The sequence below is a fragment of the Natronoarchaeum sp. GCM10025321 genome, assembly GCF_042663585.1.
Classification (GTDB): Archaea; Halobacteriota; Halobacteria; order Halobacteriales; family Natronoarchaeaceae; genus Natranaeroarchaeum.
This window is the reverse complement of the sequence record NZ_JBHTAN010000006.1, coordinates 1,023,402-1,047,345: the sequence shown is the minus strand read 5'-3', so window position 1 is coordinate 1,047,345 and position 23,944 is coordinate 1,023,402. Positions and strand designations below refer to the sequence as shown.

The 23,944-nt window shown below is 62.2% G+C and carries 28 protein-coding genes; 12 read left to right on the top strand and 16 right to left on the bottom strand.

The features are described from left to right. Nucleotides 1–58 precede the first annotated feature (58 nt). From ACFQL3_RS08180 to ACFQL3_RS08170, 3 genes are all read left to right on the top strand, one after another. Nucleotides 59–1,480, top strand: a complete 1,422-nt coding sequence (locus ACFQL3_RS08180; RefSeq protein WP_377053123.1) for a cryptochrome/photolyase family protein — start codon at nt 59–61, stop codon at nt 1,478–1,480. Between the two features lie 111 nt (nt 1,481–1,591). Beyond that, nucleotides 1,592–2,203, top strand: coding sequence for a superoxide dismutase (gene sod / locus ACFQL3_RS08175; RefSeq protein WP_377053121.1), 612 nt, complete (start codon nt 1,592–1,594; stop codon nt 2,201–2,203). Nucleotides 2,204–2,504: 301 nt separating this feature from the next. Continuing rightward, nucleotides 2,505–2,801, top strand: coding sequence for a PadR family transcriptional regulator (locus tag ACFQL3_RS08170; protein WP_377053119.1), 297 nt, complete (start codon nt 2,505–2,507; stop codon nt 2,799–2,801). Between the two features lie 28 nt (nt 2,802–2,829). Here the strand turns inward: ACFQL3_RS08170 and tpiA are convergent, their stop codons facing one another. The 5 genes from tpiA to hisC all read right to left on the bottom strand — a co-directional run bounded on the left by tpiA (nt 2,830) and on the right by hisC (nt 6,334). Next, nucleotides 2,830–3,474: a triose-phosphate isomerase gene (tpiA, locus tag ACFQL3_RS08165; protein ID WP_377053117.1), complete on the bottom strand. Its 645-nt coding sequence runs from the start codon at nt 3,472–3,474 to the stop codon at nt 2,830–2,832. Between the two features lie 84 nt (nt 3,475–3,558). Further along, nucleotides 3,559–4,095: a multiprotein bridging factor aMBF1 gene (locus tag ACFQL3_RS08160; RefSeq protein WP_377053115.1), complete on the bottom strand. Its 537-nt coding sequence runs from the start codon at nt 4,093–4,095 to the stop codon at nt 3,559–3,561. Between the two features lie 57 nt (nt 4,096–4,152). Next, a complete protein-coding gene (locus ACFQL3_RS08155; protein WP_377053113.1) occupies nt 4,153–4,761 on the bottom strand; it encodes a CDP-alcohol phosphatidyltransferase family protein in 609 nt (202 codons plus the stop codon). Beyond that, nucleotides 4,758–5,264, bottom strand: a complete 507-nt coding sequence (locus tag ACFQL3_RS08150; protein ID WP_377053111.1) for an adenylate kinase family protein — start codon at nt 5,262–5,264, stop codon at nt 4,758–4,760. The genes ACFQL3_RS08155 and ACFQL3_RS08150 overlap by 4 nt, the downstream gene beginning before the upstream one ends. Further along, entirely contained in the window at nt 5,261–6,334 is a 1,074-nt protein-coding gene (hisC, locus tag ACFQL3_RS08145) for a histidinol-phosphate transaminase (RefSeq protein ID WP_377053109.1), read from the bottom strand. Before hisC ends, ACFQL3_RS08150 begins: the two co-directional genes overlap by 4 nt. 115 nt (nt 6,335–6,449) lie before the next feature. Between hisC and ACFQL3_RS08140 the strand changes: the two genes are divergently transcribed. Further along, on the top strand, nt 6,450–7,070 hold the full coding sequence (locus tag ACFQL3_RS08140; protein ID WP_377053107.1) for a DUF7504 family protein: 621 nt from the start codon (nt 6,450–6,452) through the stop codon (nt 7,068–7,070). Here the strand turns inward: ACFQL3_RS08140 and ACFQL3_RS08135 are convergent. Continuing rightward, entirely contained in the window at nt 7,067–8,485 is a 1,419-nt protein-coding gene (locus ACFQL3_RS08135) for a hypothetical protein (RefSeq protein ID WP_377053105.1), read from the bottom strand. The two genes, ACFQL3_RS08140 and ACFQL3_RS08135, sit on opposite strands and share 4 nt — an antisense overlap. Before the next feature lie 120 nt (nt 8,486–8,605). Here ACFQL3_RS08135 and ACFQL3_RS08130 point away from each other — a divergent pair, with 120 nt between their 5' ends. Then, nucleotides 8,606–9,115, top strand: a complete 510-nt coding sequence (locus tag ACFQL3_RS08130; protein ID WP_377053103.1) for a macro domain-containing protein — start codon at nt 8,606–8,608, stop codon at nt 9,113–9,115. Between the two features lie 204 nt (nt 9,116–9,319). Here ACFQL3_RS08130 and ACFQL3_RS08125 read toward each other — a convergent pair whose 3' ends face one another. Together ACFQL3_RS08125 and ACFQL3_RS08120 are read right to left on the bottom strand one after the other, a co-directional pair. Next, on the bottom strand, nt 9,320–9,556 hold the full coding sequence (locus tag ACFQL3_RS08125; protein WP_377053101.1) for a hypothetical protein: 237 nt from the start codon (nt 9,554–9,556) through the stop codon (nt 9,320–9,322). Between the two features lie 252 nt (nt 9,557–9,808). Continuing rightward, on the bottom strand, nt 9,809–10,804 hold the full coding sequence (locus tag ACFQL3_RS08120) for a tyrosine--tRNA ligase (protein ID WP_377053099.1): 996 nt from the start codon (nt 10,802–10,804) through the stop codon (nt 9,809–9,811). A gap of 100 nt (nt 10,805–10,904) precedes the next feature. On the opposite strand from ACFQL3_RS08120, the gene ACFQL3_RS08115 reads away from it, so the two are divergent. Next, nucleotides 10,905–11,837, top strand: coding sequence for a biotin--[acetyl-CoA-carboxylase] ligase (locus ACFQL3_RS08115; RefSeq protein WP_377053097.1), 933 nt, complete (start codon nt 10,905–10,907; stop codon nt 11,835–11,837). A 9-nt stretch (nt 11,838–11,846) separates the two neighbouring features. Here ACFQL3_RS08115 and ACFQL3_RS08110 read toward each other — a convergent pair whose 3' ends face one another. From ACFQL3_RS08110 to ACFQL3_RS08075, 8 genes are all read right to left on the bottom strand, one after another. Continuing rightward, complete coding sequence (locus tag ACFQL3_RS08110) at nt 11,847–12,326, bottom strand: universal stress protein (RefSeq protein ID WP_377053095.1); 480 nt, start codon at nt 12,324–12,326, stop codon at nt 11,847–11,849. Nucleotides 12,327–12,456: 130 nt separating this feature from the next. Beyond that, complete coding sequence (locus ACFQL3_RS08105) at nt 12,457–14,523, bottom strand: DUF7282 domain-containing protein (protein ID WP_377053093.1); 2,067 nt, start codon at nt 14,521–14,523, stop codon at nt 12,457–12,459. A gap of 205 nt (nt 14,524–14,728) precedes the next feature. Next, nucleotides 14,729–15,040, bottom strand: a complete 312-nt coding sequence (locus tag ACFQL3_RS08100; protein WP_377053091.1) for a hypothetical protein — start codon at nt 15,038–15,040, stop codon at nt 14,729–14,731. 55 nt (nt 15,041–15,095) lie between these two features. Next, on the bottom strand, nt 15,096–15,371 hold the full coding sequence (locus ACFQL3_RS08095; RefSeq protein WP_377053089.1) for an ArsR/SmtB family transcription factor: 276 nt from the start codon (nt 15,369–15,371) through the stop codon (nt 15,096–15,098). A gap of 87 nt (nt 15,372–15,458) precedes the next feature. Then, on the bottom strand, nt 15,459–16,472 hold the full coding sequence (locus ACFQL3_RS08090) for an amidohydrolase family protein (protein WP_377053087.1): 1,014 nt from the start codon (nt 16,470–16,472) through the stop codon (nt 15,459–15,461). A gap of 73 nt (nt 16,473–16,545) precedes the next feature. After that, nucleotides 16,546–17,781, bottom strand: coding sequence for an HD domain-containing protein (locus ACFQL3_RS08085; RefSeq protein WP_377053085.1), 1,236 nt, complete (start codon nt 17,779–17,781; stop codon nt 16,546–16,548). Nucleotides 17,782–17,825: 44 nt separating this feature from the next. Then, complete coding sequence (gene psmB, locus ACFQL3_RS08080; RefSeq protein WP_377053083.1) at nt 17,826–18,560, bottom strand: archaeal proteasome endopeptidase complex subunit beta; 735 nt, start codon at nt 18,558–18,560, stop codon at nt 17,826–17,828. 115 nt (nt 18,561–18,675) lie between these two features. Then, complete coding sequence (locus ACFQL3_RS08075) at nt 18,676–18,846, bottom strand: hypothetical protein (protein ID WP_377053081.1); 171 nt, start codon at nt 18,844–18,846, stop codon at nt 18,676–18,678. Nucleotides 18,847–19,149: 303 nt separating this feature from the next. Here ACFQL3_RS08075 and ACFQL3_RS08070 point away from each other — a divergent pair, with 303 nt between their 5' ends. From ACFQL3_RS08070 to ACFQL3_RS08045, 6 genes are all read left to right on the top strand, one after another. Beyond that, nucleotides 19,150–19,527, top strand: coding sequence for a DUF555 domain-containing protein (locus ACFQL3_RS08070; RefSeq protein ID WP_377053079.1), 378 nt, complete (start codon nt 19,150–19,152; stop codon nt 19,525–19,527). A 37-nt stretch (nt 19,528–19,564) separates the two neighbouring features. Then, entirely contained in the window at nt 19,565–20,104 is a 540-nt protein-coding gene (locus tag ACFQL3_RS08065; RefSeq protein ID WP_377053077.1) for a CBS domain-containing protein, read from the top strand. Nucleotides 20,105–20,147: 43 nt separating this feature from the next. Continuing rightward, nucleotides 20,148–20,732 (top strand): DUF502 domain-containing protein, encoded by a 585-nt coding sequence (locus tag ACFQL3_RS08060; RefSeq protein ID WP_377053075.1) that lies wholly within the window; start codon nt 20,148–20,150, stop codon nt 20,730–20,732. Between the two features lie 440 nt (nt 20,733–21,172). Further along, nucleotides 21,173–21,412, top strand: coding sequence for a sulfurtransferase TusA family protein (locus tag ACFQL3_RS08055; RefSeq protein WP_377053073.1), 240 nt, complete (start codon nt 21,173–21,175; stop codon nt 21,410–21,412). A gap of 1 nt (nt 21,413) precedes the next feature. After that, nucleotides 21,414–22,553: an NAD(P)/FAD-dependent oxidoreductase gene (locus ACFQL3_RS08050; RefSeq protein WP_377053071.1), complete on the top strand. Its 1,140-nt coding sequence runs from the start codon at nt 21,414–21,416 to the stop codon at nt 22,551–22,553. Beyond that, a complete protein-coding gene (locus ACFQL3_RS08045; protein WP_377053069.1) occupies nt 22,553–23,179 on the top strand; it encodes a DUF1641 domain-containing protein in 627 nt (208 codons plus the stop codon). Before ACFQL3_RS08050 ends, ACFQL3_RS08045 begins: the two co-directional genes overlap by 1 nt. Nucleotides 23,180–23,944 lie beyond the last annotated feature (765 nt).

The window sequence follows — 23,944 nt, the reverse complement described above, 5'->3', positions numbered from 1 at the left end:
GCGAGCGTTCCGACCGGTCAGGAGGAGGATTTATTCCCTTCGGGTCGTCAAGAAGGGTATGAAGATCCATTGGCACCGACGGGATCTCAGACCGACGGACAACTGCGGCCTCACCGAGGCTGCCGGTTCCGGATCGGTTCTGCCCGTCTTCGTATTTGACAAAGCCGTCCTCCAGCACGGATCACCACCACGGGTCGCGTATATGCTTGATGCGCTGGATTCGCTAAGAGAATCCTATCGTGACAAGGGCAGTGACCTCCTCCTCGCGCGCGGTGATCCTCGAACCGTGTTGTCGCGTCTCGCCGAAACGACCGACGCCGAGGCCGTCGTCTGGAACAAGGACTACTCGGGACTGGCGCGGGAACGCGATACCGAGGTTCGACAGGCGCTCGACGAGGTTGACGTCGCCCGCGAGAGCTACCACGACGCGATCTGTCACGAACCAGGCTCGATCACGACGAACGACGGTGACCCGTATTCGGTCTTTACCTACTTCGGCCGGAAGTGGTTGGATCGGGAGAAGGAGACCCCCTACGAGACACCGGATGCGGACGACCTCGCCGATCCGGCGTCGCACTCGGTCCCGGATCGGTGGTCGACGTCGCTACCCACCGTCGGCGACCTCGGCTTCGACGAACCTGATGCCGACCTGCAGTCGGCCAGCACCGACGCCGCCCGCGACCGTCTCGACGAGTTCTGTGCCGGGGATATCTACCGCTACGACGAGCGGCGGGACTACCCGGCAGACGACGCTACCTCGCGGCTCTCGGCGGATCTGAAGTGGGGAACCATCGGGATTCGCACGGTGTACGCGGCGACTGCCGACGCGATGGAGCGTGCCGACAGCGACGCCGAAGCAGAGTCCGTCGAGGAGTTCCAATCCCAACTCGCGTGGCGGGAGTTCTACAGCCACGTTCTCTTCTTCAATCCGGAAGTCGTCTCGGAGAACTACAAGGAGTACGAGAACGGAATCGAGTGGCGCGACGACCCGGAGCATCTGGCGGCGTGGAAAGCCGGTGAGACGGGCTATCCCATCGTCGACGCCGGGATGCGCCAGTTGCTAGACGAAGGCTATATGCACAACCGCGTGCGGATGATCGTCGCTTCGTTTCTTACCAAGGATCTGCTGATCGACTGGCGCGAGGGCTACGACTGGTTCCGCGAGAGGCTTGTGGACCACGAGACGGCAAACGACAACGGTGGCTGGCAGTGGGCCGCCTCGACCGGCACCGACTCCCAGCCGTACTTCCGGATCTTCAATCCGATGACGCAGGGTGAGCGCTACGACCCCGACGCGACGTATATCAAGCGGTATATACCAGAACTCGAAGCGGTCGAGGCCGAGCAGATCCACACCTGGCACGAACTCTCCGCGACACAACGGCGTCGACTCGCACCGGAGTATCCCGACCCAATCGTCGAGCATAGCCAGCGCCGAGAAGCGGCAATCGAGATGTTCGAGACGGCACGGGGCGAGTGACCAGGGCGACTGTGAAAGCCGGGGACAACTCTCTGGTATGTGGTATGTCAACTACCCTCTTCTAAACGTTTAACAGTCATCGAACCGATACTGGAACTGGAGGCAATAGCTATGCCAGAACATTCCCAACCCGAACTGCCGCCGCTGCCGTATGACTACGATGCGCTCGAACCGCACATCTCCGAGCAGGTGCTGACGTGGCATCACGACACCCATCATCAGGGCTACGTGAACGGCCTTGCCAGCGCCGAGGAGACCCTCGCCGAGAACCGTGAGAACGGGGACTTCGGTACCTCCGCGGGCGCTATCGGCAACGTCACCCACAACGGCTGTGGACACTATCTCCACACCCTGTTCTGGGAGAACATGGATCCCAACGGGGGCGGCAAACCCGACGGCGAACTACTCGAACGCATCGAAGAGGACTTCGGTTCCTACGAAGGCTGGAAAGGCGAGTTCGAGGCCGCCGCCAGCGCTGCTGGTGGCTGGGCCCTGCTAGTCTACGACCCGGTCGCCAAACAACTGCGTAACGTCGCAGTCGACAAGCACGACCAGGGCGCGCTCTGGGGCGCACATCCCGTTCTCGCCATCGACGTCTGGGAGCACTCCTACTACTACGACTACGGCCCCGCCCGTGGCGACTTCATCAGCGCGTTCTTCGAGGTCGTCGATTGGGACAAGGCAACTGAAGAGTACGATAAGTGCCTCGACCACTTCGAGTAGTGTAGCCGCCAAGACCTCACGATTCTTTCTGCAGTACGCTACGGTTAGCTGAAAGTATTAACGCCCCCAAGAACCGTATGTAACTGACACGTATTCCTGAGCACTATCAATATATGACATGAATTCTCAGCAGTAGTTTAGCATGCTCGAATATGTCGGTGAAAGACGACCAATAACCGATGTCTCGGAGGTAACACGGTTACCTGATCTTCACCGGGATCCGACAGATACCCCTCTCAGTATCTCCTAACTCCCTGTACATTTATCAGTTTGATAGTTGGATAACTATATGGGGGAGAACATGCATGACCTAACCGGATTCCAGCGGGACCTACTGTACGTCATCGCCGGCCGTGACGACCCACACGGTCTCGCGATCAAAGAAGAACTCGAAGAGTACTACGAGAGCGAGATCCATCACGGACGGCTCTACCCGAATCTCGATGCTCTCGTCGATAAGGGGCTAGTGGAAAAAGGCGAACTCGACCGCCGAACCAACTACTACGCACTCACCCAGCGGGGCGACCGGGAACTCGAAGCGCGGCGGGAGTGGGAGCGACGGTACCTCGAAAACGACGAAACCGAGGTTTCGCTATAATCGTGACTTCAGGAGTGTTTTCGGGCGTCTACAGCGGTTCGACCAGATCCTCGAGCGCCGCCTGCGGGTCGTCGGCCTTCGCGACGCCGCTGGCGAGCAGTACGCCGTCAGCACCGAGTTCCTCGGCTGCGACGACGTCCTCTCCGGTGCTGATCCCTGCACCGCAGTAGACGTCGACGGACTCGTCAACCGCGGCGGCGGCGTCGACGGCGTCACGGACGATGTCGGGATCGGCCTGGCTGACCGGCGTGCCGGTCCCGATTAGCTCCGGCGGCTCCACAGCGACGGCGTCGGGACCGAGCGCGGCCGCGGCGGCGATCTGATCAGGGTTGTTCGCACAGACGACCGTATCGAAGCCGACGCGGTCGGCCGCGTCGAGCGAGCCATCGATGTCGGCGAGTTTGAGACGGTTCTCCGAGTGGTTGAGCAGGGTCCCAGTCGCACCCGCGTCGTCGGCCGCCTCGGCGAGGGTGCTACCGGTGTGGCTCCCGTGCTCGACGGGGCTAACGTGCTGGGCCCAGGTCTCGACGCCCGTCTCGGCGACGGCCTCGATCGCTGCGGCCTGGGGCGCGATACCGACGTCGATGCCGGAAGACTCGCTTGCCTCGCGCGCTGCGGTGGCTACTTCGACTGGATCACACGGATACGCCTTGAGGTTTACAAGGACGAACATACGTTCACCAGCGGTCGCTGGCGACAAATAGGTTGCGAGAACTCCCGGCCGCTGAGAAGACGATTCCCCAGTTCGAGGCCGGATTCAGTCTTTTCGTTTGACGACGTCGCCGAGCGTGTACTCGCCGTCAGCCGAACCGCCGCTCCACTCCTCGTCGTCCGACGCCACGCCGCCGGTCAGCGAGAGTCCCAGGAAGCTCTCGAGCTTCGACTTGATGTCGTCGCTCGGTAGCGTGTCACCGCGTTCGAGCTTTCGAATGAGGCTCGCCTTCTCGTTGAGTTCGTTCGCGAGGTCGGACTGGCTGAGATCCTTCTCTTCGCGTGCAGAGCGGATCCGCTCGTCGTAATCGGTGACGATCTCGTCCATGTCGTCGAACATGTCCGAGCGGGATCGCGATCGGCTGGAACCGCCGGAGCCGCTGGTTCCGGACGATCCGCTCGAACCATCCGAGCCGCTCGAACTCGACCCCGTCGAATACTTCGTGGACGAACTTGAGGACTGCTGGGTCTTTATTTCGGTCCCGAAGTCAGCACAGTCACTGCAGACGTCGAGTTCGGCTCCCTCGATCTTGACGGTCTTAGGCGACGACACCGAGGCGCCGCACATTTCACACTGCACCATATGTCTCCCCTTTCGCTGCCAGCGTTGATAAAAGGTACGCCGTGGCGACGCCGTCGGTCAATCGAGTGCGCCCCATGCGCCCCAGAACCGCTGGAGCGCCGTGACGTGGCCGACGACGGCAAAGAGTACGAGCAGCCAGCCGATCGGGCCGAATCCGGCCACTGACGGCTGAACGAACGCGGCGACGCCGGTGACGACGCCGATGAGTGCGAGCCGATCGGCACGCCCGAGCACGCCGGCGTAGACCCGGTCCAGCCCGACCGCCTGGGCCTGCGTTCCGAGATAGGAGGTCATCAGGACGCCTGTGACGGCCGCGAACCCGAGCGGGTAGTGGCCGATTCCCGCGGCGAGTCCCGCAATGACGACGATATCGGCGTACCGATCGAGCACGTGATCGAGCAGGTCCCCGGCCTTCGAGTCGACTTCTTGCTCGCGAGCGACCGCGCCGTCGAGCAGGTCGAGTGCCCCGTTGAGTCCGACGAGAACGGCCCCCGCGAGATACAGGATCGCCGTCTCGCTCGCGAGGTAGTAGGCACCGCCTGCGACGGCCGCGGCGACGAAGGCGAGCACGCTGATCGCGTCGGGCGACAGTCCGAGTCGGGTCGATAGCGCGACGAACGGTTCGAGTGCTCGGTCGGCGACCGAACGGAACTGATCCAGTGTCATAGATACTCGATGTACGAAACTTCGCCGGCACTCGGATCGCGCTCTCCCTCGATGACCGCTTCGATCTCCGTGGCAACCGCCTCGGGCGTGCGCTCGGTCGCTTCGATCTCGTAGACGGAATCGAAGCCGTGCGTGTCGACCGCCTCCGAGAGGATCACGTCGAGCGCCTCGCTCTCGGCGTTCTCCGCGGCCGACGCTTCGCCCTCGCCACGCTCGACGAGGCGCTCCTCAAGCACGTCGGGGCGACAGCGGAGGACGACGACGCGATCAATGTCCAGGTGATGGGCCAGATGCGAGTCGATGACGACGTCGTCCCGACCGCCGAGCCACTCCGCGACGGCATCCATATCGGCCACGACGCTGTCGCGCTCCTCGTCGACCCGCTCGTAGAGAGCCTCCTCGCGGATGGCCTCGTTGAGGTGGACGACGTCGAGGTCGGTCTCCAGCAGTTCCGTCGCGGTGGTCTTGCCCGTCCCGGGCGTCCCAGTCACTGCGACTCTCACTCCGCTAACACCTCGTTTATCGCGTCCACGGCGCGTTTCGTCTCGGCTTCCGTACCGCAGGTCACCCGGATGCAGTCGTCCAGCCCGAAGCTAGTGCAGTCGCGGATGATGACGCCGCGCTCCTGCAGTCGGTCGGCGACTGCAGTGGCCTCTCCGACCCTGAGCAACACGAAGTTCCCCTGGCTATCCCAGGTAGGTGCGTCGACGTGCTCGTAGATATACTCGCGCGCCCACTCGGCCGTCGAAACGGTTCGCTCGACGTGTTCCTCGTCGTCGAGCGCCGCCAGGCCGGCGTGACAGGAGAGCTCTCCCGCCGCAAAGGGCGTGTTGACGCGGGCGTACGCATCCGCCCACTCGCTCGGCGTGATGGCGTAGCCCAGCCGAAGCCCTGCTAGCCCGTACACTTTCGAGAACGTCCGGATGATCGCGATGTCCTCTCGCTCGCGGACGAGGCCGACCGCCGAATCGATATCGGCGAACTCGCCGTAGGCCTCGTCGACGACGACGAGCGTCTCCTCGGCAGTCTCCTCGGCGATCCGTTCGACGTCGGGGAGCGGACAGACCGTCCCGGTCGGGTTGTGTGGACTCGTGAGATAGACGATCCGTTCGCCGTCGTACGCCGAGAGTACCCGCTCTGCGGTCTGTGCGAAGCCGTCCGCCTGTGAGATGGTGTACTCGTTCACTTCGCCGTGGTGATAGCGAGCGCTCATCGCGTAGTAGGCAAAGCCCGGTTGCGGCACGAGCACCTCGTCGTCGGGGGCGAGCATGGCCCGCGAGAGGTAATCGAGTGAGCCGTCACCGCCGGCGGAGAGCCAGATCTGTTTCGGCTCGACATCCCAGCGGTGGGCGAGTTCCTCGGACAGATCCGCGTGTGAGGTCTTCGGATAGCTGTTCACCGACGAGGCGTGGGCCTCGATAGCCTCGACGGCGGCCGGACTCGGGCCGAACGCGTTCTCGTTCGACGCGAGTTTGATCAGGTCCGACGGATCCATGCCGAGGTCGCGGGCGACCTCCTCGATACCTCGGCCCGCCACGTACTCGGTGTGGGCCGACAGGTCGCGTGGGTTCATACTCCCTACCAGTTTCCGGCGGTTCTTAAGCGTGCTCAAGGAGGATGGATTGTAGCCACCTGAGAACGCCGGACGCCGCAATGTTTAATAGACCTTGTTTTCAAACGAAAAAGTGATGGAATTCGGACGCGGCGACGGCGTTCCGGACAGCACGACGTTCTCCCAGGAACTGGCCGAACTCAAACAGAACGGCTGTAACCTCCTGCTCGTCGGTAACGGGAACGTCCACAGCAACGCATGTCGCCATCTGGTCGGTGACGATGACCGTCGCCGACTGTTCGTGTTCTCCGGACGCGGGCCGGTCTGTGCCTGTGCTCCCGACACCCTCGACGGCATCGACCGGGAAATCGTGCGCTTTGGCGAGGAGTCTGCGACGGGCGAGAGCTCACTGAGCGGGCTCGGGAGCGAGGTCGTCTCCCGGATAGAGGAGTTCCAGACGCGTGCCGGAGCGCTTTCGCCAGCCGAACTGCGACTCTGTTTCGATTCGCTTGGCCCCCTGTTCGTCGACCACGACCCCGAAGAGCTGTTTCGGCTCTTGCACGTCCTTACGGCCTCGGTCAGACGCGTCTACGGGATCGGCCACTACCACCTTCGCGTCGAACGGGGGAGCGATCATGTCAACCTGATCGAACCGCTGTTCGACGCACTGGTCGAGGTTCGTGAGAAGGACGGAATCGCCGAGCAGCGCTGGCATCTGCTCGGCAAAGACGTCTCCAGCGACTGGCTTCGCCTCTAACGACTGCTGAGTTCGTCGTCGCTCACCCACTCGAACTCGGGAGACGACTCGGTGCTGTCGGCGTCCTCGACGGGGTCGGTGTCCTCCGTTCTCTCCTTCGTTTCCGTAGCGTCGGCATCCTCCTCGGCGGATAGCCCTGCCACCAGCGAGGCGATGTCGAACGCGTCTTCGTCCGCCGAATCCGCGTCTGAAGCTATCTCTGTCCCGTCGGTCGTCTCTCTGTCCTCGGCCAACTGGCCCTTGCTGGACGCCGTCAGTAACGCTCCGCCTCCCCCTGCCGTGGCAGCAACGGCAGTCGAGTCGCCGGGTCCGGCCGGAGAGGCGCTATCCTCGTCGGTGAGCGCTTCGCGCTCGATCTGTTCGAACAGGTCGTCGAGGCCATCCGGTTCGGCCTCGGCCTCGGATTCGGTTCGCTCGCCGATATCGACCGACTCCTCGACCGGGCCGTCGTTGTCGGTCTCCTGCTCGATGGGTTCGAGCGAGACGCCCGAGAGGTCGCCGAACACCTGATTGAGTTCGCCATCCGTGGCCTGCATACCGTCGCGCTTGGACTGGCCGGCGTCTTCCCCTGCTTGGGCGGCGAGGTCGTCCGGAGAGCCCGCGAACACCGCCCCAGGATCGCCCTCGCTGTCCGGATCGGGCGTCGGTCCGTCATCGACACTCGTGATACGTGCAAGCGAACCGTCGGCCGCGTCCGGGTGTGTTCGCCGATGGGCGGTGCTGGGGTCGCGATCCGTCCCCGCCATCGTTTCGCCAGACTGTGGCTTCACTGTGGTCGCCTCGCCACGCTCGAAGGCCTCGAGTTGGTCCTCGCGCAGGAGCGGGAGTCCGGCGAACTTGATTCGCTCGCCGTACTCGCTTCGGAGATGGTCGAGCCGTGCGTGCTCGATCATGAGGACTCGCCAGCGCCGGTCGATTGGGGTCAGCAGGACGAACGTCAGGTCGGTGTTCGAGAGCAGGCGTCGTTCGATGGCTGCGAGCAGCGCCGGGAAGTTATCGTCTCCGAGCGGCGTTTCGGGGTACTCGAAGGTGGTCCGGTGGCCAGTTCCGGAGGCGTCTTCGAGGATCACCTCGAAACTCGACTGGCCATCGCCGTGTGAGGCGTCCTGGAACGTCACAGAGCAGCCGTAGGGCTCGAACACTTCGTTCAGGTGCACCTCCGGCGCGTAGTTCCAGTAGCTCCCGGTCGCGCTCATCCCGCGCCGCGACTGAGTCAGGACGTCGACGAGTTTGCGGGCGAGGTCTGTCGCGGCCGACGATTCAACTCTGTCTTCCAGGAAGGGCAAGAGCGGCTGGTCGGCGACGTCGTGGCCGTCGCCAACGTGGAGTGATCGGGTCTCCTCGTCTGGAATACCGATCTCACGGAGTAACTCGGCATAATCGCCGTAGGGATCCGGTGTGTCGTCGGGACTCATTTGCGGGGTACTGTCTCGTTATATACTACTTATCGAGGGCATTTCTACCTTTCCATGCCATGTCAAATGGTACCGTTACTACCCATTACAGTGAGGGGGTCGGAGGTGGTAGCTCCGATCATGGAGTTCCAGACCATTCAGGGTGATATCGCTGCACAGTCCGCTGACGCACTGGTCAACGCGGCCGGAACGAGTCTCAAAATGGGAAGCGGTGTCGCCGGGGCACTCAGACGTCGTGCAGGCCAGGAACTCGACGATGAAGCGACGTCGAAAGGGCCCATCGACCTCGGCGAGGTGGCGGTGACCGACGCCTACGACCTCGACGCGGAGTACGTCATCCACGCCGCCGCGATGCCCCATTACGGCGACGGCCAGGCGACGGCCGAAAGCATCCGCGAGGCCACACAAAATGCGCTGGAAGCCGCGGACGAGCGAGGCTGTGAGTCGCTCGTGATCCCCGCACTCGGCTGTGGCGTCGCTGGCTTCGACCTCGACCGAGGGGCTGAAATCATCGCGGAAACGATCGCCGAGTACGACCCCGATTCGCTATCGGACGTTCGGTTTATCGCCTATAGCGACGACGAATACGCGACCGTCGAGTCGGCTACCGCGCCGTTCACCGATAGTTAAGCGACCTTAACCGGGGCTACCGGTCCGCTCGACGTCGATCCGGGAGACCACCGTTGAAAGCAACGCTCAGTCTCGGAGCGGGAATGCCTTTCATCGCGGCGTAACCGCTGATTCCGTCGAGGTGCACGAACTGGTTGAGATCCTACGCTGATTGTAGAGACTGCTGGACGAACGTGCGCGTCGGGATTCGACGCTGCCGAATCCTCACACTGGCGGGTTCCAGAACACGCCGTCGACGACTGCGACAGCACCGACCAGCGCCGCACCGAACAGCGAGAGGTTTAGCGGCACCGAGAGCAAAGCGCCGAACACTGCTGCGATCAGAAACACCAGCGGTATGACCGCGAGGAGGAGGTCGTATCTCGATATTGATCCCTGCCGGGTCGGTCGCTCGTTCTGAAACAACTCGCCTCTAGTGGGATCTGACGTGCTCTGGGACATTTGATCACCGGTACAGGAAGATATACTATGTAATCCCACTAAAACACTTCTTCAGATTCTTTACAAATTTCCTGATGAACCACGCAATATGTGCTAAATTATATCTCTATAACTTATGCGTGACTATAGCACCGAGTGACTGATCTCATGGAAGAGCAGTGAACGCTGTCTCTCCTCTCTACTCGCTCCCCTCGGTCGCCCGTTGAGGAAGGGGTCGTAGCGCCTCAATTCAAAAACGATCAGAAGAACTGCTTACGCACGGAGTTCGTCGAGACGCTCTCGGCCGGGCGAGATCAGTTCGTCGAGGTAGGCGGTGAGAGTACCCTTTGCGTCGGCCGGATGGAGTTCGCCGCTTTCCAGGTCCTCGGCGAGTATCTCGTACTCCTCGTAGGTGACGTCGCCGCCGTACTCGTCGGGGCGTTCGACAGTCACGGACTCGAACCGTGGGAAGACGTGGTACTGGAACAGTTCGAGGACGGGGTTTTCGCGCTCGTTACCGTCGTCGTCCGGTTCGGGGTCCCGCGTGGGCGGACAGAACGCCGCGTTGATCTTCTCTTCGAGGTCGTCTCGCGTGTCCTCCATCGAAATCGTCGTCCCGCTGCTGGAGGACATCTTCCCCTCGCCGCTCGTCAGGTCGGCGATGATCGGCGTGTGCAGACACGGCCGGACCTCGTAATCCAGACTCGGGAGTTCCTCACGCGCGAGCATGTGGACTTTGCGCTGGTCGAGACCGCCGACAGCGAGGTCGACGTCCAGATACTCGATGTCGAGCGCCTGCATCAGCGGGTAGACGACGTGAGAGACCTTCGCCGTCTCGTCGCCCTGAATCTCGGCCATCGCGCGCTGGGCACGGTTCAGCGAGGTCTCCAGTTCGATGGCGTGGAGGTCGAGAACGTACTCCTCGTCCATCTGGTAGGAGGAACCGTAGACGAATTCGGTCTGGGACTCGTCGAGTCCGTACGCGAGAAACTGCTCGCGCATCTGCTCGGCCGTCTCACGAATCTCCTCGAACGTCCCCTTCCCGTTGAGGTAGGCGTGGACGTCGGCGAGCAGGACGACGATTTCGAAGCCCGCGTCCTGCAGGTCGATCAGTTTGTTCGCTGTCAGCAGGTGCCCAAGATGCAGGACGCCGGATGGCTCGTAGCCGACGTATGCCCGTTTCTCGTCGGGGTCGGCCGCGAGCGCTTCGACTTCCTCGTCGGTGACGACCTCCTCGGCGTTGCGAGTGATCAGGTCGTAAGTATCCATACGAGCACTCTATCGGGGAGGGAATTTAGGGCTTCCCAAGTCGGGCAGGTCTCGACGGCGTGACAGAACCGACAATACCCCCCGCTTCGAACACCCACGCATGAACGAGACCCGACGCGCCGTTCTCGAAGCAATCGCCGACTACGACGTCTCCGGGGCAGAGATCGCGGAGCGCCTCGACGTCACCCGTGCCGCAGTCTGGAAACACGTCGAGGCGCTCCGGGAGGAGGGCTTCGTCATCGAGAGCGAGGGCGACGGCTACGTCCTCGAATCGGTCCCCGAGTTCGGGGAAAGCGCCGTCGAGTACGGCCTCGAAGCCCCCTTCGAGATCGAATATCACGACTCGATCGGGAGTACTAACGACCGCGCACGCGAGGCGGCAGGCGAGGGGGCAGAGAACCGTGTCGTGCTCGCCGACGAGCAGACGGGTGGGCGCGGACGACTCGACCGTGAATGGGCCGCGCCGAGTGGCGGCGTCTGGCTGAGTGCCGTCCTCCGACCATCCATGCCGCCGGCGCATGCCCCCCTGGTGACGCTGGCTGCTGCGGTCGCCACCGCCACGGCGGCCCGCGAGACGGGCGTCGACGCCGGGATCAAGTGGCCAAACGACGTGTTAGTGCCGACCGACGACGGTGAGAAAAAACTGGCTGGCATCCTCACGGAGATGGAGGGCGAAGCCGACCGCGTCTCCTGGGTCGTCGTCGGGATCGGTGTCAACGCGAACATCGACGCGGAGGAACTCCCGGATACGGCGACGAGCATCCGCGAGCAGGTCGGCGACGTCGACCGGCGAACCTTCACTCAGCGAGTGCTCGAACGACTCGACGACCTGCTCGCTGACGAGGAAGCGATTCTCGACCGCTGGCGCGACCTCGCGCTGACGCTCGGCCGGCGCGTCCGCGTCGAGACGCCGGACGGTGTCGTAGAGGGAGAAGCAATCGACGTCGAACGGCCGGGGACATTGCTCGTCGATACAGGAACGGAAACGGTGCGGGTCCACGCGGGGGACTGCGAACATCTCCGGGCGACCTGATCGTCGGACTCAGGCTTGGGTTGGTGTGTCGTCTCGCTGGTCGTCATTGTCGGATTTGTCCCCCAGTTGCACCGTCAGCACCGGTCGGTCGGAGGTCCGGATCACGCCTTCCGTGACACTGCCCATCAGGAGGCGGTTGATCCCGCCGCGGCCGTGGGTGCCCATGACGATCAGATCGCAGTCGTGGCCGTCCGCGTACTCGACGATTGCACGGCGTGGGGAGCCATCGATCAGGCGTGTCTTCAGGGGCACATCCGCTTTATCAGCGGTTCGTTCGACTAGCTTCAGCGCTTCCTGACCCTCTTCGCGGAGGACGTCGCTGATCCCGTTCCACGACGCCTCCATGGGGAGTCCTGCGAACGTCGCCGAGTTTACGACGTAGATGGCGTGGACTGTCGCATCGTGGGTTGCGGCGAGGTCGACCGCGTGATCGACCGCGCGTCCGACGCCAGGGGAGCCATCGGTCGGAACCAGTATCCGATCGTACATCTTGTTACATGGTACCTTACCATCAGGGAGTATAACGTTTCGGTGCGTGCTCGCGCCGCTCCCGGAAAGCGGAAACGGGGTGAAAAGCAGGGCCGAACCACCAGCGTGAGCCGAATGGGACCGTTCGGGCCTACTCGCGCCGTCGGGCGATACCGACCGCGGCGAGTAGCGCAGCGACTGCAGCGACGAAGCCAAAGCCGGGCGATCCGTCGTCGCCATCGTCGGTTTCGGCGGTCATTTCCTCGTCGTCCATCTCCTCGTTACCGTCCATTTCTTCGTCACCGTTCATCTCTTCGTCACCGTTCATCTCCTCGTCGTCCATGCCATCGACGCTGATCGTTGCCGGAGTCAGCACTGGTTCGCCGCCAGCAGTGTAGGGTGCGTCCTCGCTACCCTCGGTGTCGAGGAAGTCGTACGTCTCGTCGGTGTCAGTATCCAGATGCGGCATGGCGAACACCGTCTCGTCGGCGGTCAGTTCGCTGTCGAGCATGATCTCGACGTTCTCGTGGGTTCCCGGTCCGAGATACTCGCTCGTCCCAGCGACGCTGTCGAACACCGCGCCGTCTTCGAGCGTGCTGTCGTGAACCGTCACGAAGCCGCCGTCGTGAAGCGTGACCTCGTCGACGACGACCGACTTGCCGTCGGAGTCCTGATTGCTCACGTCGATACTCGCGGGGACCGTCACTTTCGCCGTGTCGACGACTGCCCCGCCATCAGCGACGTACGGGCCGTCCTCCTCGCCCTCCGTCTCGGGGAAGTCGTAGGCCTCGTTCCCGTTGCTGTCCGTGTGGGCCATCGGCACGATCACCTGGCTCGCTGTCAGTCGCTCGTCGACCTGAACCTCGACATCCTCGTGGACGCCGGGGGCGAGGTACTCGCTCGTCCCGACGACGCTGCCGAAGACGTCGCCACCGAACAGGCTGGCGTCGTGAACTGTCACGAAGCCGCCCTCGGCGGTGTCGACGCGGTCGACGACCAGGTTGGTACCGTCGGAGTCCTGGTCGCTCACCGAGACCGCGGCCGAAATTTCGACTTCGCCGCCGTCCATCACGATCTCACCGTCGACCGTGTACGGGCCGTCCTCCGCCCCCTCCGTCTCTGGGAAGTCGTACGCCTCGTTGTCGTTGGTGTCGGTGTGCGGCATCGCCATCAGGGTGTCGTCAGCCTCCACCGTGTCGTCCAGGTGGACGACGACGTTCTGGTGAAGTCCGGCGTCGAGGTACTCGCTCGTGCCGCGGATGCTCTCGAACACCGCGCCGTCTTCGAGCGTGCTGTCGTGCATCGTGACGAAGCCACCGTCGGGCAGGTAGACCTCCTCGACGACGACCGCATTGCCGCCCGAGGACTGTGCCTCGAAGGAGACCGTGGCGTCCTCGCTAACTGTCACGTCCGCGGAGACCGTAACTGGAGCACCATGCGCATCGGCGAACGGCCCGTCCTCGGCACCCTCAGTCTCGGGGAAGTCGTAGGACTGGTTATCGTTCGTGTCCATGTGCGCCATCGGGAACACCGTCTCGTGGCCGTGGAGCGACTCGTCGAGCGTCACGCGAACGTTCTCGTGGACGCCGGGGGCGAGGTATTCGCTCGTGCCGCGGATGCTCTCGAACACCGCGCCGTCTTCGAGCGTGCTGTCGTGAATCGTCACGAAACCGCCCTCGGACAGTTCGACGCGGTCGACGACGACGGACTCGCCGTCGCTTGGCTGTGCCGTCGCCTCCAGAGACGCCGACACCGTCACGTCCGCGTCGTCAAGGACTATCTCCCCGTCGACGGTGTAGGGGCCATCGGCGTCGCCGTTACTCGACACGAACGAGTAGATCCGGTCGTCGTCCGTGTCCGTGTGGGGCATCGCGAACAGGGTGTCGTCCTCGGTCACCGGTTTTTCGAGGGCGACCTCGATATCCTCGTGCGTGCCCGCTTCGAGATACGCGCTCGTTCCGACGACGCTGCCGAACACCTCGTCGTCGGCCAGCGAGCTATCGTGAATCGTCACAAAGCCGCCGTTTGGGAGTGTCGCCTCGTCGACGGTGACGGTCGATCCGCCAGAAGTCTGTGTCTCGAAGGTCACTGCTGCCTCGTTTTCTGTTGCTGGTCCGATACTGCTCGATTCGGTCGCACTCGCACCGACGACCCCCGCCATCCCGACCACGCTGGTCGCAACGACGAGTGCCATCAGCGCTGCGCTGATTCGACGCATATCATACTTCCCCGGGACTACTTAAAAGAAGATTTCCCGGACTACGGCCGTACTCGTGCAGTATTCCGGCCTGATTGTCACCCAAATTCCGCCACATCGGACGGGACGGCGGGGGGGTCGAGAGGCCCGGAGAGTCCGCGACGCGCGGGCCGTTGCGTCGCTGGCGGTCAGGGAGCGCAGGAAGGGAGTGGTGCCCGCAGGAGCGTTAGTCGAGGGTGATCCAGAGCAGCACCGAGAGACCGACCGTCTGCATGACGTTGATCGCCATCTGTGTCTGCCAGACGATTATCGGCACTAACGACTCGTTGTGCCACCACGCTGAAAGCATCGGATCGATCAGGTAGTAGTACAGCATGAGACCGTTTTCCAGCAGCAGGAAGACAGCAAACAGCAGTAGTCCGAAAGCGTGCTTCGACCGGAACTTGAGGAAATTGCTACCCCAGATGTAACTCAACCCGAGCAGCAACAGGACATTGATGGCAGTGGCGCCTTGAGCCACTGATACCCAGATACTCATCTGTCCCCTCCTTTACAGTCAGCTCTGATACGTCCTTTCCCAATTTCGTACATAGTTACTCCACCTGTGTGATGATCTCTTCGACCGTCTCCCAGTGGTGGCGGGTCCGGTCAGCGGGTAGATAGATCGCTCCGTAGTCGTCACCGCTCTTGCTGACGATGTCGTTTTCCATCAGCACGTCGAGGTGGTGACGAACCGTCTTGTAGTCGAGGTCGAGCGCTTCAGCGAGCTGGTTGGCGTTTCGCGGTTTCTCGTCGAGCGCGTTGAGGATCCGAACACGGTTCTCACCACCGCGGGTTCCGGTTAGCACGTACCACAGAACCGCCTCCATTAATCCGATGGAATCAGCGGATTGTATTAAACGCCCGGGAAACGGTCGACGAGGACCGCTACCGAAACATGCTCGACGGCCCGATAGCTACAGAACGAGTCGCTTCACGTCGGCCGGTCCCGCGCGGCGGACGACCGCCCGGACGATGTCTTGTGCACCGGTGAGATTGTCGGAGTTGCCGTCGAGAACGAGGAGTTTCGCGGGCCGGCCCTCCTCGACGAGGCCACGGTCGAGGTCCGCGATCCGTGCACCGTTTACCGTCGCCATCCGGAGTACGTCCCGGGCGGAAAGATCGAACAGTTTCGCAGTAAAGGCCATCTCCCGGAACATCGAGGGGCTGTTGGTCATCACGTTGTCCGTGCCGAGCGCGAGCGTCGTGCGCTCGGCCAACTCCGCGATCGGCGGGCGGCCGACGCCGGTGACGATGTTCGATCGCGGGCAGACGACGATCGGAACTTCGCTGTCGTCGATGCGTTGGAGATGGACTGGATCGGGATGAACCATGTGGACGACGAACTCCGGGTCGAGGTCCAGTGCGGCGTTGATGTCGCTGGAGTCCACCTCGCCGGCGTGGATGCCGAACAGTTTGCCAGCCTCCCCAGTCGCCGTCCGTTCGGTCTCGAAATCGGCGTCGTTCGCGCCGCTGGCACCGAAGCCGTCCGCGATCTGCATCGCATCGATGGTCTCCCGCCCCAGGATTAGCGATTGCAGGTCGCTGTACTCGGCCGCCTCTCGGAACATTCGGACTCCCTCGACGCCGCCCTCCCTGAATTCGAGACAGGTGCCCGTCCCGGTCGACTCCATGAACTGGAGCGAGCGCCGGATCCCTTCGATGAGTTCGTCCCGTGATGCCTCCCTGAGCAGTCGGTGTTTTAGCCCGTCCGGCGGCGCGACTAGCTCTTCGAGCGAAAGGTCCCCGCCCGCTTCCTTTGCGATCGAGTCGCCGAGGTGGGTGTGGGCGTTGACGAACGCCGGGAGAATGATGTCATCGCTCGTCGTCTCCATCTCCTCGATAGAGACGATTTCCCCGCCATCGATCACCACGCGCCCCTCGACCGGCTCGAAGGAGGGACCGCGCAGCACTGTCCCGTCCAGATGCATACGCGGGTGTACACGCGTATCACCCATTTGCCTGTCGTTCCGGATCGAGACCGTCCCAGCGGGTCTATCGCCGTTAGTTCGAGGCGTGATCGAACTCGTCGAGTGTGGCGTAGTGCCCCTCGCGAACGTCGGAGACGAGGCCACCATCGGTATCGAGACCGAGGACGGACGCGGCCGCCCGCCCGACGCGTTCGCTTACTTCCTCGGGGGCGTATACGCCAAGCCGCCACTGTGACTGCTGTGCGGCACGGAGCGCCTCGACGAGCGGCGATTGCTGATCGAGCCGTCTGATCTCGTTGCTGACGACGACCCGTGTCGTCGACTCGGTCATCGTCGGTCGGTCCGGGACGTCCAGGATGACCTGTGCGGATCGGACGTTCGCCTGATCCGCGATATCCGCCTCCAGATCGCGGATGCGGTCGTGTCCGGCCTCGATAATCTCGTCCGGGACGTCCATGAGTTCGGCCCAGACGGCTCGTTTGAACAGGTCCCGTTCGTCCAGGGCCTCCGCGTATGATTCGGTCGCGTCGTGACGCCGGAGCGCAACGAGTAGGTCACTGTCGTCCATCCGGCGAAGGTCCGACCCGGAGACGGATTCTTCGTCGATCAGCCGCTCGGTGCCGCGTCTGAGCAGCGACTTGCTGATCCGGGCGACGTGGTGGTTGTAGACGGTCGGGTTCATCAGCGCACGCGCGACCAGCAGGCTCTCGGCGCTCTGGACGTTCCCCTCCTGCAGGACGAGTTGGTCGTTCTTGAACGTCAGTTCCCGAACGAGCCGCCCGTGATCGATCGTGCCGTACGGGACGCCGGTGTGGTGAGCATCACGGACCAGATAGTCCATCCGATCGACATCCAGTTCTCCGGAGACGAGTTGTCCGTACTGTCCGTTTCCGGCGATCAGATCCGCGATCCTGGCCGGTTCGAGATCGTGTGCCCGTAGCACGTCACCGACGGGGTTCGTTGCGAGGAGCTCTGCGACGTCGTCGTGATACCGGCCGGTGTGTCGGTGGATCACCGTCTCGACGTTGTGACTGAACGGGCTGTGACCCACGTCGTGGAGGAGCGCGGCAGCGCGGACCCGTTCGGCCTGCTGGCCGTGGACGCCGAGTCCATCGAGTGCCTGGCAGGCGAGATGGTAGACGCCGAGGCTGTGCTCGAATCGGGTATGGTTCGCGGACGGGTAGACGTAGGAAACAGTTCCAAGTTGTCTGATCCGTCGGAGCCGCTGAACAGCGGGGGTGTCCAGCAACGCCGCTGCAACGCCCTCGACCTCGATATGGTCGTGGACGCTGTCTTTGATCGTCGCCATGGACGCGCGTTCGGCGTGTTGCTATAAAAAGGATGGCACGTGGCCTACAGCAGTTCGTCGTAGTCCTTGTGACCGTGGATATCGACGTCCTCCTCGGTCACTTCGGCGATGAAGATACCGTTACCGCTCCCGGTGTCGCGTTCGGTGGCGCTCTGGATCGCACGTGCGGCGACCTCTATTGCTTCCTCGTTCGACATTCCTTCCTCGTAATACTGTTCGAGGGTACCGTAGGCAACCTGCATGCCGCTTCCGGTGACGGTGTAGTCGTCGCGGACGACGCCGCCCGCGGGGTCGAGGCTGTAGACGTGGGAGCCTTCCTCGTCGACGCCGGCGAGGATGGGTCGGATGGCGAAGAACGGTCCGCCTCGGGCGAAGTTCCCGGCGAGCGTCGACAGCGCCTGCATAGACATCGTCTCGCCGCGGCGGGTCTCGTAGAGGTTCGCTTCGACGCGGAGGTATTTGATGAAGGACTGCGCGCCGCCGACAGAGCCGACGAGCGTGAGAACGGCGTTGGGGTGGATCTGCTCGACCTTCTGGACGTCCTTGCTGGAGACGAAGCGGCCGCCGAGGCTGGCACGCATGTCCGTCGCAACGACGACGCCGTCGTCGGTCGTCAGACCGATGGTGGTCGTCCCGGTCTTGTTGACGTTTTCGAGTTCGGATTCGGAGACCTGCGGGTCCGGCAGAGAGCCGAGCGAGGGCTCTAGCGGGTCCGTACCGGTATTATCGAGACGGTCCTGATTGCGTGAGAACTGGGAGTTATCCATGGGGGTACGCATTGGGCGTTACTACAAGCCGGCCACATATAAATGGCCGAGTTTGCGGTATTCGAGGGCAGCTATCGGAACCCTACTGTTGCTGGCCAAATACTGCGTTTCAGCGAGAGTACTGCCATCAGACCGCCGTTTCGTACGTTCGATCGACGCGCTCGATAAACCGGTGAAGCGGGGGGGCGCGCCCGAGGGTGCGCTGGAGTGCTACCGCGACTGGCATCAGGACGATCCCGATCACGATGGTAAGCTGGTACAGGGCAAGCAGTGTGGCTTTGGCAACGCGTTCGATCATCTGTCTTCGCTCGTGGCTCTGCGAGGGTCGTATAAAAGCATAACTAATGAAATCATATAGAATGACAGATCATAGCTGGATCACACCGACTACGTCGTGCGATTCAACTCCGCTTTTCCCGGGAGAAATTACAGTAGGATAGCCGACAGACGTGCGGTAGGAATCGGAGCGCACATCCGGTGGCACTGTATAAGTTATAAGTATTATCCCGTTCTCGTGCGCGCCCGGCAGTGACGGTTTTCCGCTCGTCGAGCACAGGGACGAACCGCAAAGAACGATAACCTCCAGCGGGAAGGTACAGCTATGAGCAACTATCTCGTTGTGATGGAAGCCGCGTGGTTGGTTCGTGACGTTAATTCGATCGACGACGCAATCGGCGTCGCGGTCAGCGAAGCCGGGAAGCGACTGAATCAGCAGGACATGGACTACGTCGAGGTCGATGTCGGGGCGACGGGCTGTCCCGCCTGCGGTGAGCCGTTCGACTCGGCATTCATCGCCGCTGACACCGCGCTCGTCGGCCTCGTGCTGGAGATGAAGGTGTTCAACGCCGATAGCGAGGAGCACGCCCAGCGCATCGGCAAAAGCGAAGTCGGTGGCACCCTTCGAGACGTCCCGCTCTCGGTCGTCGAAACGATCGAGTACGAGGACGAGGCCGAACTCGAAGAAGAATCGGAACCCTGACCCAAACATTATTCTATAACCCCGGGTAATTACCGGTATGGACCTCCCGACGCCAGCCGATCTTCGAGAACGACGGAACGAACTGGAGCTAACCCAGAGCGAACTCGCGGATCGTGCGGACGTCTCACAGCCGTTGATCGCGCGAATCGAGGGAGGCGATGTCGATCCGCGACTGTCGACGCTTCGGCGGATCGTTAGCGCGCTCGCCGAGGCCGAAACCGGAATCGTGCGAGCCGAGGATCTGATGCACAGCGACGTGATCAGCGTCTCGCCCGACGACGAACTGAGCGATGCGGTCAGGAAGATGGAAGAGGAGGCGTACTCCCAGCTACCGGTCCTGCAGGACGGTATCCCCGTCGGCAGTATAAGCCAGGGCGACCTGGTTCATGCCGACGAAGACGACAGGAACGAACCGGTTCGGGAGTTCATGAGCGAGAGCTTTCCGACGGTGTCCCAAGATACTACGCTCGACGAAGTTACGAGCCTACTCGAACACTACAAGGCCGTGATGGTGACCGATAGCGGCGAGACCGTCGGCATCCTCACCGAGGCCGACATCGCCGGCCGCCTCTCGTAGCATCGACAGGAACGCATATGAGGCTGTGTAGCCAGGGTAGGATATGGACTGGGTGAAACGGGACCTCGGAAGCGGCTTCGTCGTTCTGGTCCCGATTCTCGTTTCATTGTACGCACTCCGATGGCTCTACGGGTTTATTGCAGGGCTACCGCTGTTCAACGACATCAACCCCTCCCCGGTCGGCGTCGTCCTCAGCATTCTACTGGTTGCGACCGTCGTTCTTAGCGTCGGATACTTAATGCGCACGGCGATTGGCTCCATCTTCGCGGGCTGGATGGATTCCCTGATGAATCGCGTTCCCGGCCTTCGGATCGTCTACAACGCCTCCCAGATGGCTGTCGAAACCGCCGTCACGGAATCGTCCGAGCTCAATCAGCCTGTCAAAGTGAACCTCTGGGGGGACCTGCGGATGACCGCGTTCAAAACTGGAAAGCGGTCCAAATCGGGTGATCACGTCATCTTTGTTCCGACCTCCCCGAACGTCACCAGCGGCCTCGTCATCGAACTCGACGATGACGAGTTCGAAGAGATCGACGAGTCGATCGAGGATGCGTTGACCCGCGTCCTCAGCGCCGGCTTCGGGGAGCAAAACGGCATGTCGTCGGAGCAGGTGCCGTCCGACGATTGACGGAGTCCGCTAACTGCGGGAGTTGACACAGCTATCGTGTGCATATAAAACAAGACGGGTTCGCCCAGAACCGCGGCGGCGTCGTTCCCATTGGATCGTGCTATTCCTATGACTGTCGGACTGACCGACATCGAGACATTAGCCTCGTCAAGAAAATGCGTTTTATAGCGTTATAGCCCCTATTTCGGGTTTTAGTGTATTCATTGAGGCGTCGTTGGAGGCGGATCCTACCCCCAGAACGTCTACACGCATATATACGTATCGCCGAATCTCCCAGTCTGGAATTTGTAGAAATGGGTTTATTTAACAATACTGTAGATCCATTGTGATCACGGAGGTTGAGCACTCGTGACCACCCGCGACCGCAACGCGTACGGTGAACTCGGCGCGGACGAGTTCCATCGACGACGCGGCGGTGCTCGACTACGAAACCGAAAACAATGACAGAAAATATCACTGCGGACGTTACGATCGATTCGCGCGAAGCAACGTGTCCCGGCCCGCTAATGGACCTCATCGGGAAGGTGAAGACACTCGACCCCGGCACGGTCGTCAAGCTACAGACGACGGAGCGTAATTCCACTACTGACGTTCCGGAGTGGCTCGACGAGGCCGGCCACGAGCTACTCGAGATCGAAGAGCTCGACGACCACTGGAACATCTACATCGAGGTTACCTGAGATGGAGCGAATCGCTATCGTCGGCGGCGGGACGGGCGGGACCGTGCTCGCGAACCGACTCGCGGACGAACTCCAGACCGAAATCGAGAACGGCGACGTCGAGGTACGGCTGATAACGGCCGACGAGAACCACGTCTACAAGCCCACGTTCCTCTACATCCCGTTCGGGAAGAAGACGGTCGAGGACGCCAAGCGACCGATCAAGGAACTCGTGGACAGACGCGTCTCCCTTACCATCGACGAGGTCGTCGACATCGATACTGACGGGAAGCGCCTGTCACTCGCGGACGGGCCCGCGCTCGCGTACGATCAACTCACAGTGGCGACCGGTGCAAACCTCGAACCCGAGACCGTCCCGGGGCTCGTAGAGGGTGGACACCACTTCTACGGCCCTGACGGGGCCGAGCAACTGCGCGACGAGCTAGCGCAGTTCACCGACGGACACCTGGTGTTGAGCGTCATCGGCGTTCCCCATATGTGTCCGGCCGCACCCGTCGAGTTCGTGTTGATGGTCGACGACTGGCTCCGCGAGCGCGGCCTGCGCGATGACGTCGAAATCACGTACACATATCCCATCAACCGCACTCACGGGATCCAATCGATCGCCGACTGGGCGACGGATCTCTTCGACGAACGCGACATCGGCTACGAGACGTTCTTCAACGTCGACGAGGTCGACCCCGAGGCGGAGGTCATCGAGACGCTGGAAGGCTCCGAACTGTCGTACGACCTGCTGGTCGCGATTCCGCCCCACGGCGGCACCGACCTCGTCACTGACGCCGGTCTCGGCGACGATGGCTGGGTCGACGTGGACCGGAACACGCTTGAAGCAACGGCGGCCGAAGACGTCTATGCCATCGGTGACGCGGCGGACGTCCCGACGAGCAAGGCCGGCAGCGTCGCCCACTATGAGGCAGACGTGGTCGCCGACCGGATCGCTAGCCAGGCCCGGGGAGCGGTTCCTACCGCCACCTACAGCGGCAAGACAGTCTGCTTCCTCGAGGCTGGGATGGACGAGGCCACGTTCATCGAGTTCGAGTACGGTGATGAACCGTTCGTCCGTGAGCCGTCGAAACATCTCCACTGGGCGAAACTGGGCTACAACGAGTCCTACTGGCTGACAGCACGGGGTCTACTGTAATGTCGGACACTGCACACCCTCCCGACGCTGAGGAGGTCGACCTGGAAAGCCTCGTCGCCGAGAACCCCGAGGAGGTCGCCCGTTTTCTCGATCGGCTTGGGGTCGCTAACGACCTGCTCGACACTGCCGAACTCGCGACGTCCGCGATGGACGACCGGATGGTCCAGGAACTGTCTGGCACTGCGACGAATCTCGGTGCGGCGGCCGATAGGCTGGCGACGCCCGAGGCCGCACAACTCGGCGAGGCCGCAGGCGAGAACGCTGAGGACATGGCCGACGCCATCGAGGGAGTGGCCGAACTGCAGCGGTCGGGGACGCTCGAGGACCTCATGGCGATGGCTGACCTCATCGCACTCGCCTCGAACGCGATGGACGACGAGATGGTGACCGAACTCGCGGCGACGGGAACGACGCTCGGCGAGGTCGCGGACACTGCCTCGGACGACGACGTCGCCCGAACTGTCGAGTCGCTACTCGAAGCGGTGGGTGAAGCGGGTGCCGAACCGACGGAGCCAGTCGGTGCAGTCGGCGTCGTCAAAGCCTTGCGAGACCCCGAAGTCAAAGAAGGCCTTGGCTTTTTCCTCTCGCTCGCGAAGGCAGTCGGGCAGACGACCGAGAGCGGGTAGGCCGTAGCGAGGGGTGGACGAGAGTCCACTTCCCGTTGCAACCCGTACGAGCCCATCCAGCGAGCGCAATTCCCGCTGAATTGATTAAGTATCTTTCACTCGATTATCTACAAACACATCCCCAGTTTCGATATAGCTATATGTAGTTTATGCGTACACACTCGGACAGTATCTGTACTCTACTGAGAACGGATTCGGTAGTCTGGTCGATGCCGGAATCCGTCGTCGAGAGGTATGAAGCAGGATTTTATTGATCTAGGACTGCGAACAGATCCAAGAACCAGCGGCGGTTGTACCTGCCCGCTACCGATATCGTCGGAGTCGTTATCACTGCTCCCGGCTGGCTGATGATTGAGTACAGAGCCCTCCCGGACGACCCCGGGAAATGTCGTTGATTGTCCATCGTGAATCCTACACCCCATACTCGACGGCTCGTTCACCGCTCTGGATCGACCCAACTGTACCCCGGCCGGAAGCCTGGATCCGGCACCGTCAATTCCATTATACCCGTGGCTTGATGCCATCATCTACACCGGAACCCCTGGTGTGCACAGGCGCGAGGGGTGTATCCTGCAAGTGGTAGCGGGTACTCCCACCCCAATCAGCCAGGGGAACCGTCACCCGGGGAGACCGAATACTGGAGCGCGGCTATCGGACTCTGTATCAGCGTCCCACACTCTCACAGACAAACTATCCTACATCTACCTTGGGGCGTGCTTTTATGTGTCCCCCCCGGAGATGACACCCGTCGGCGGACACAGCCAC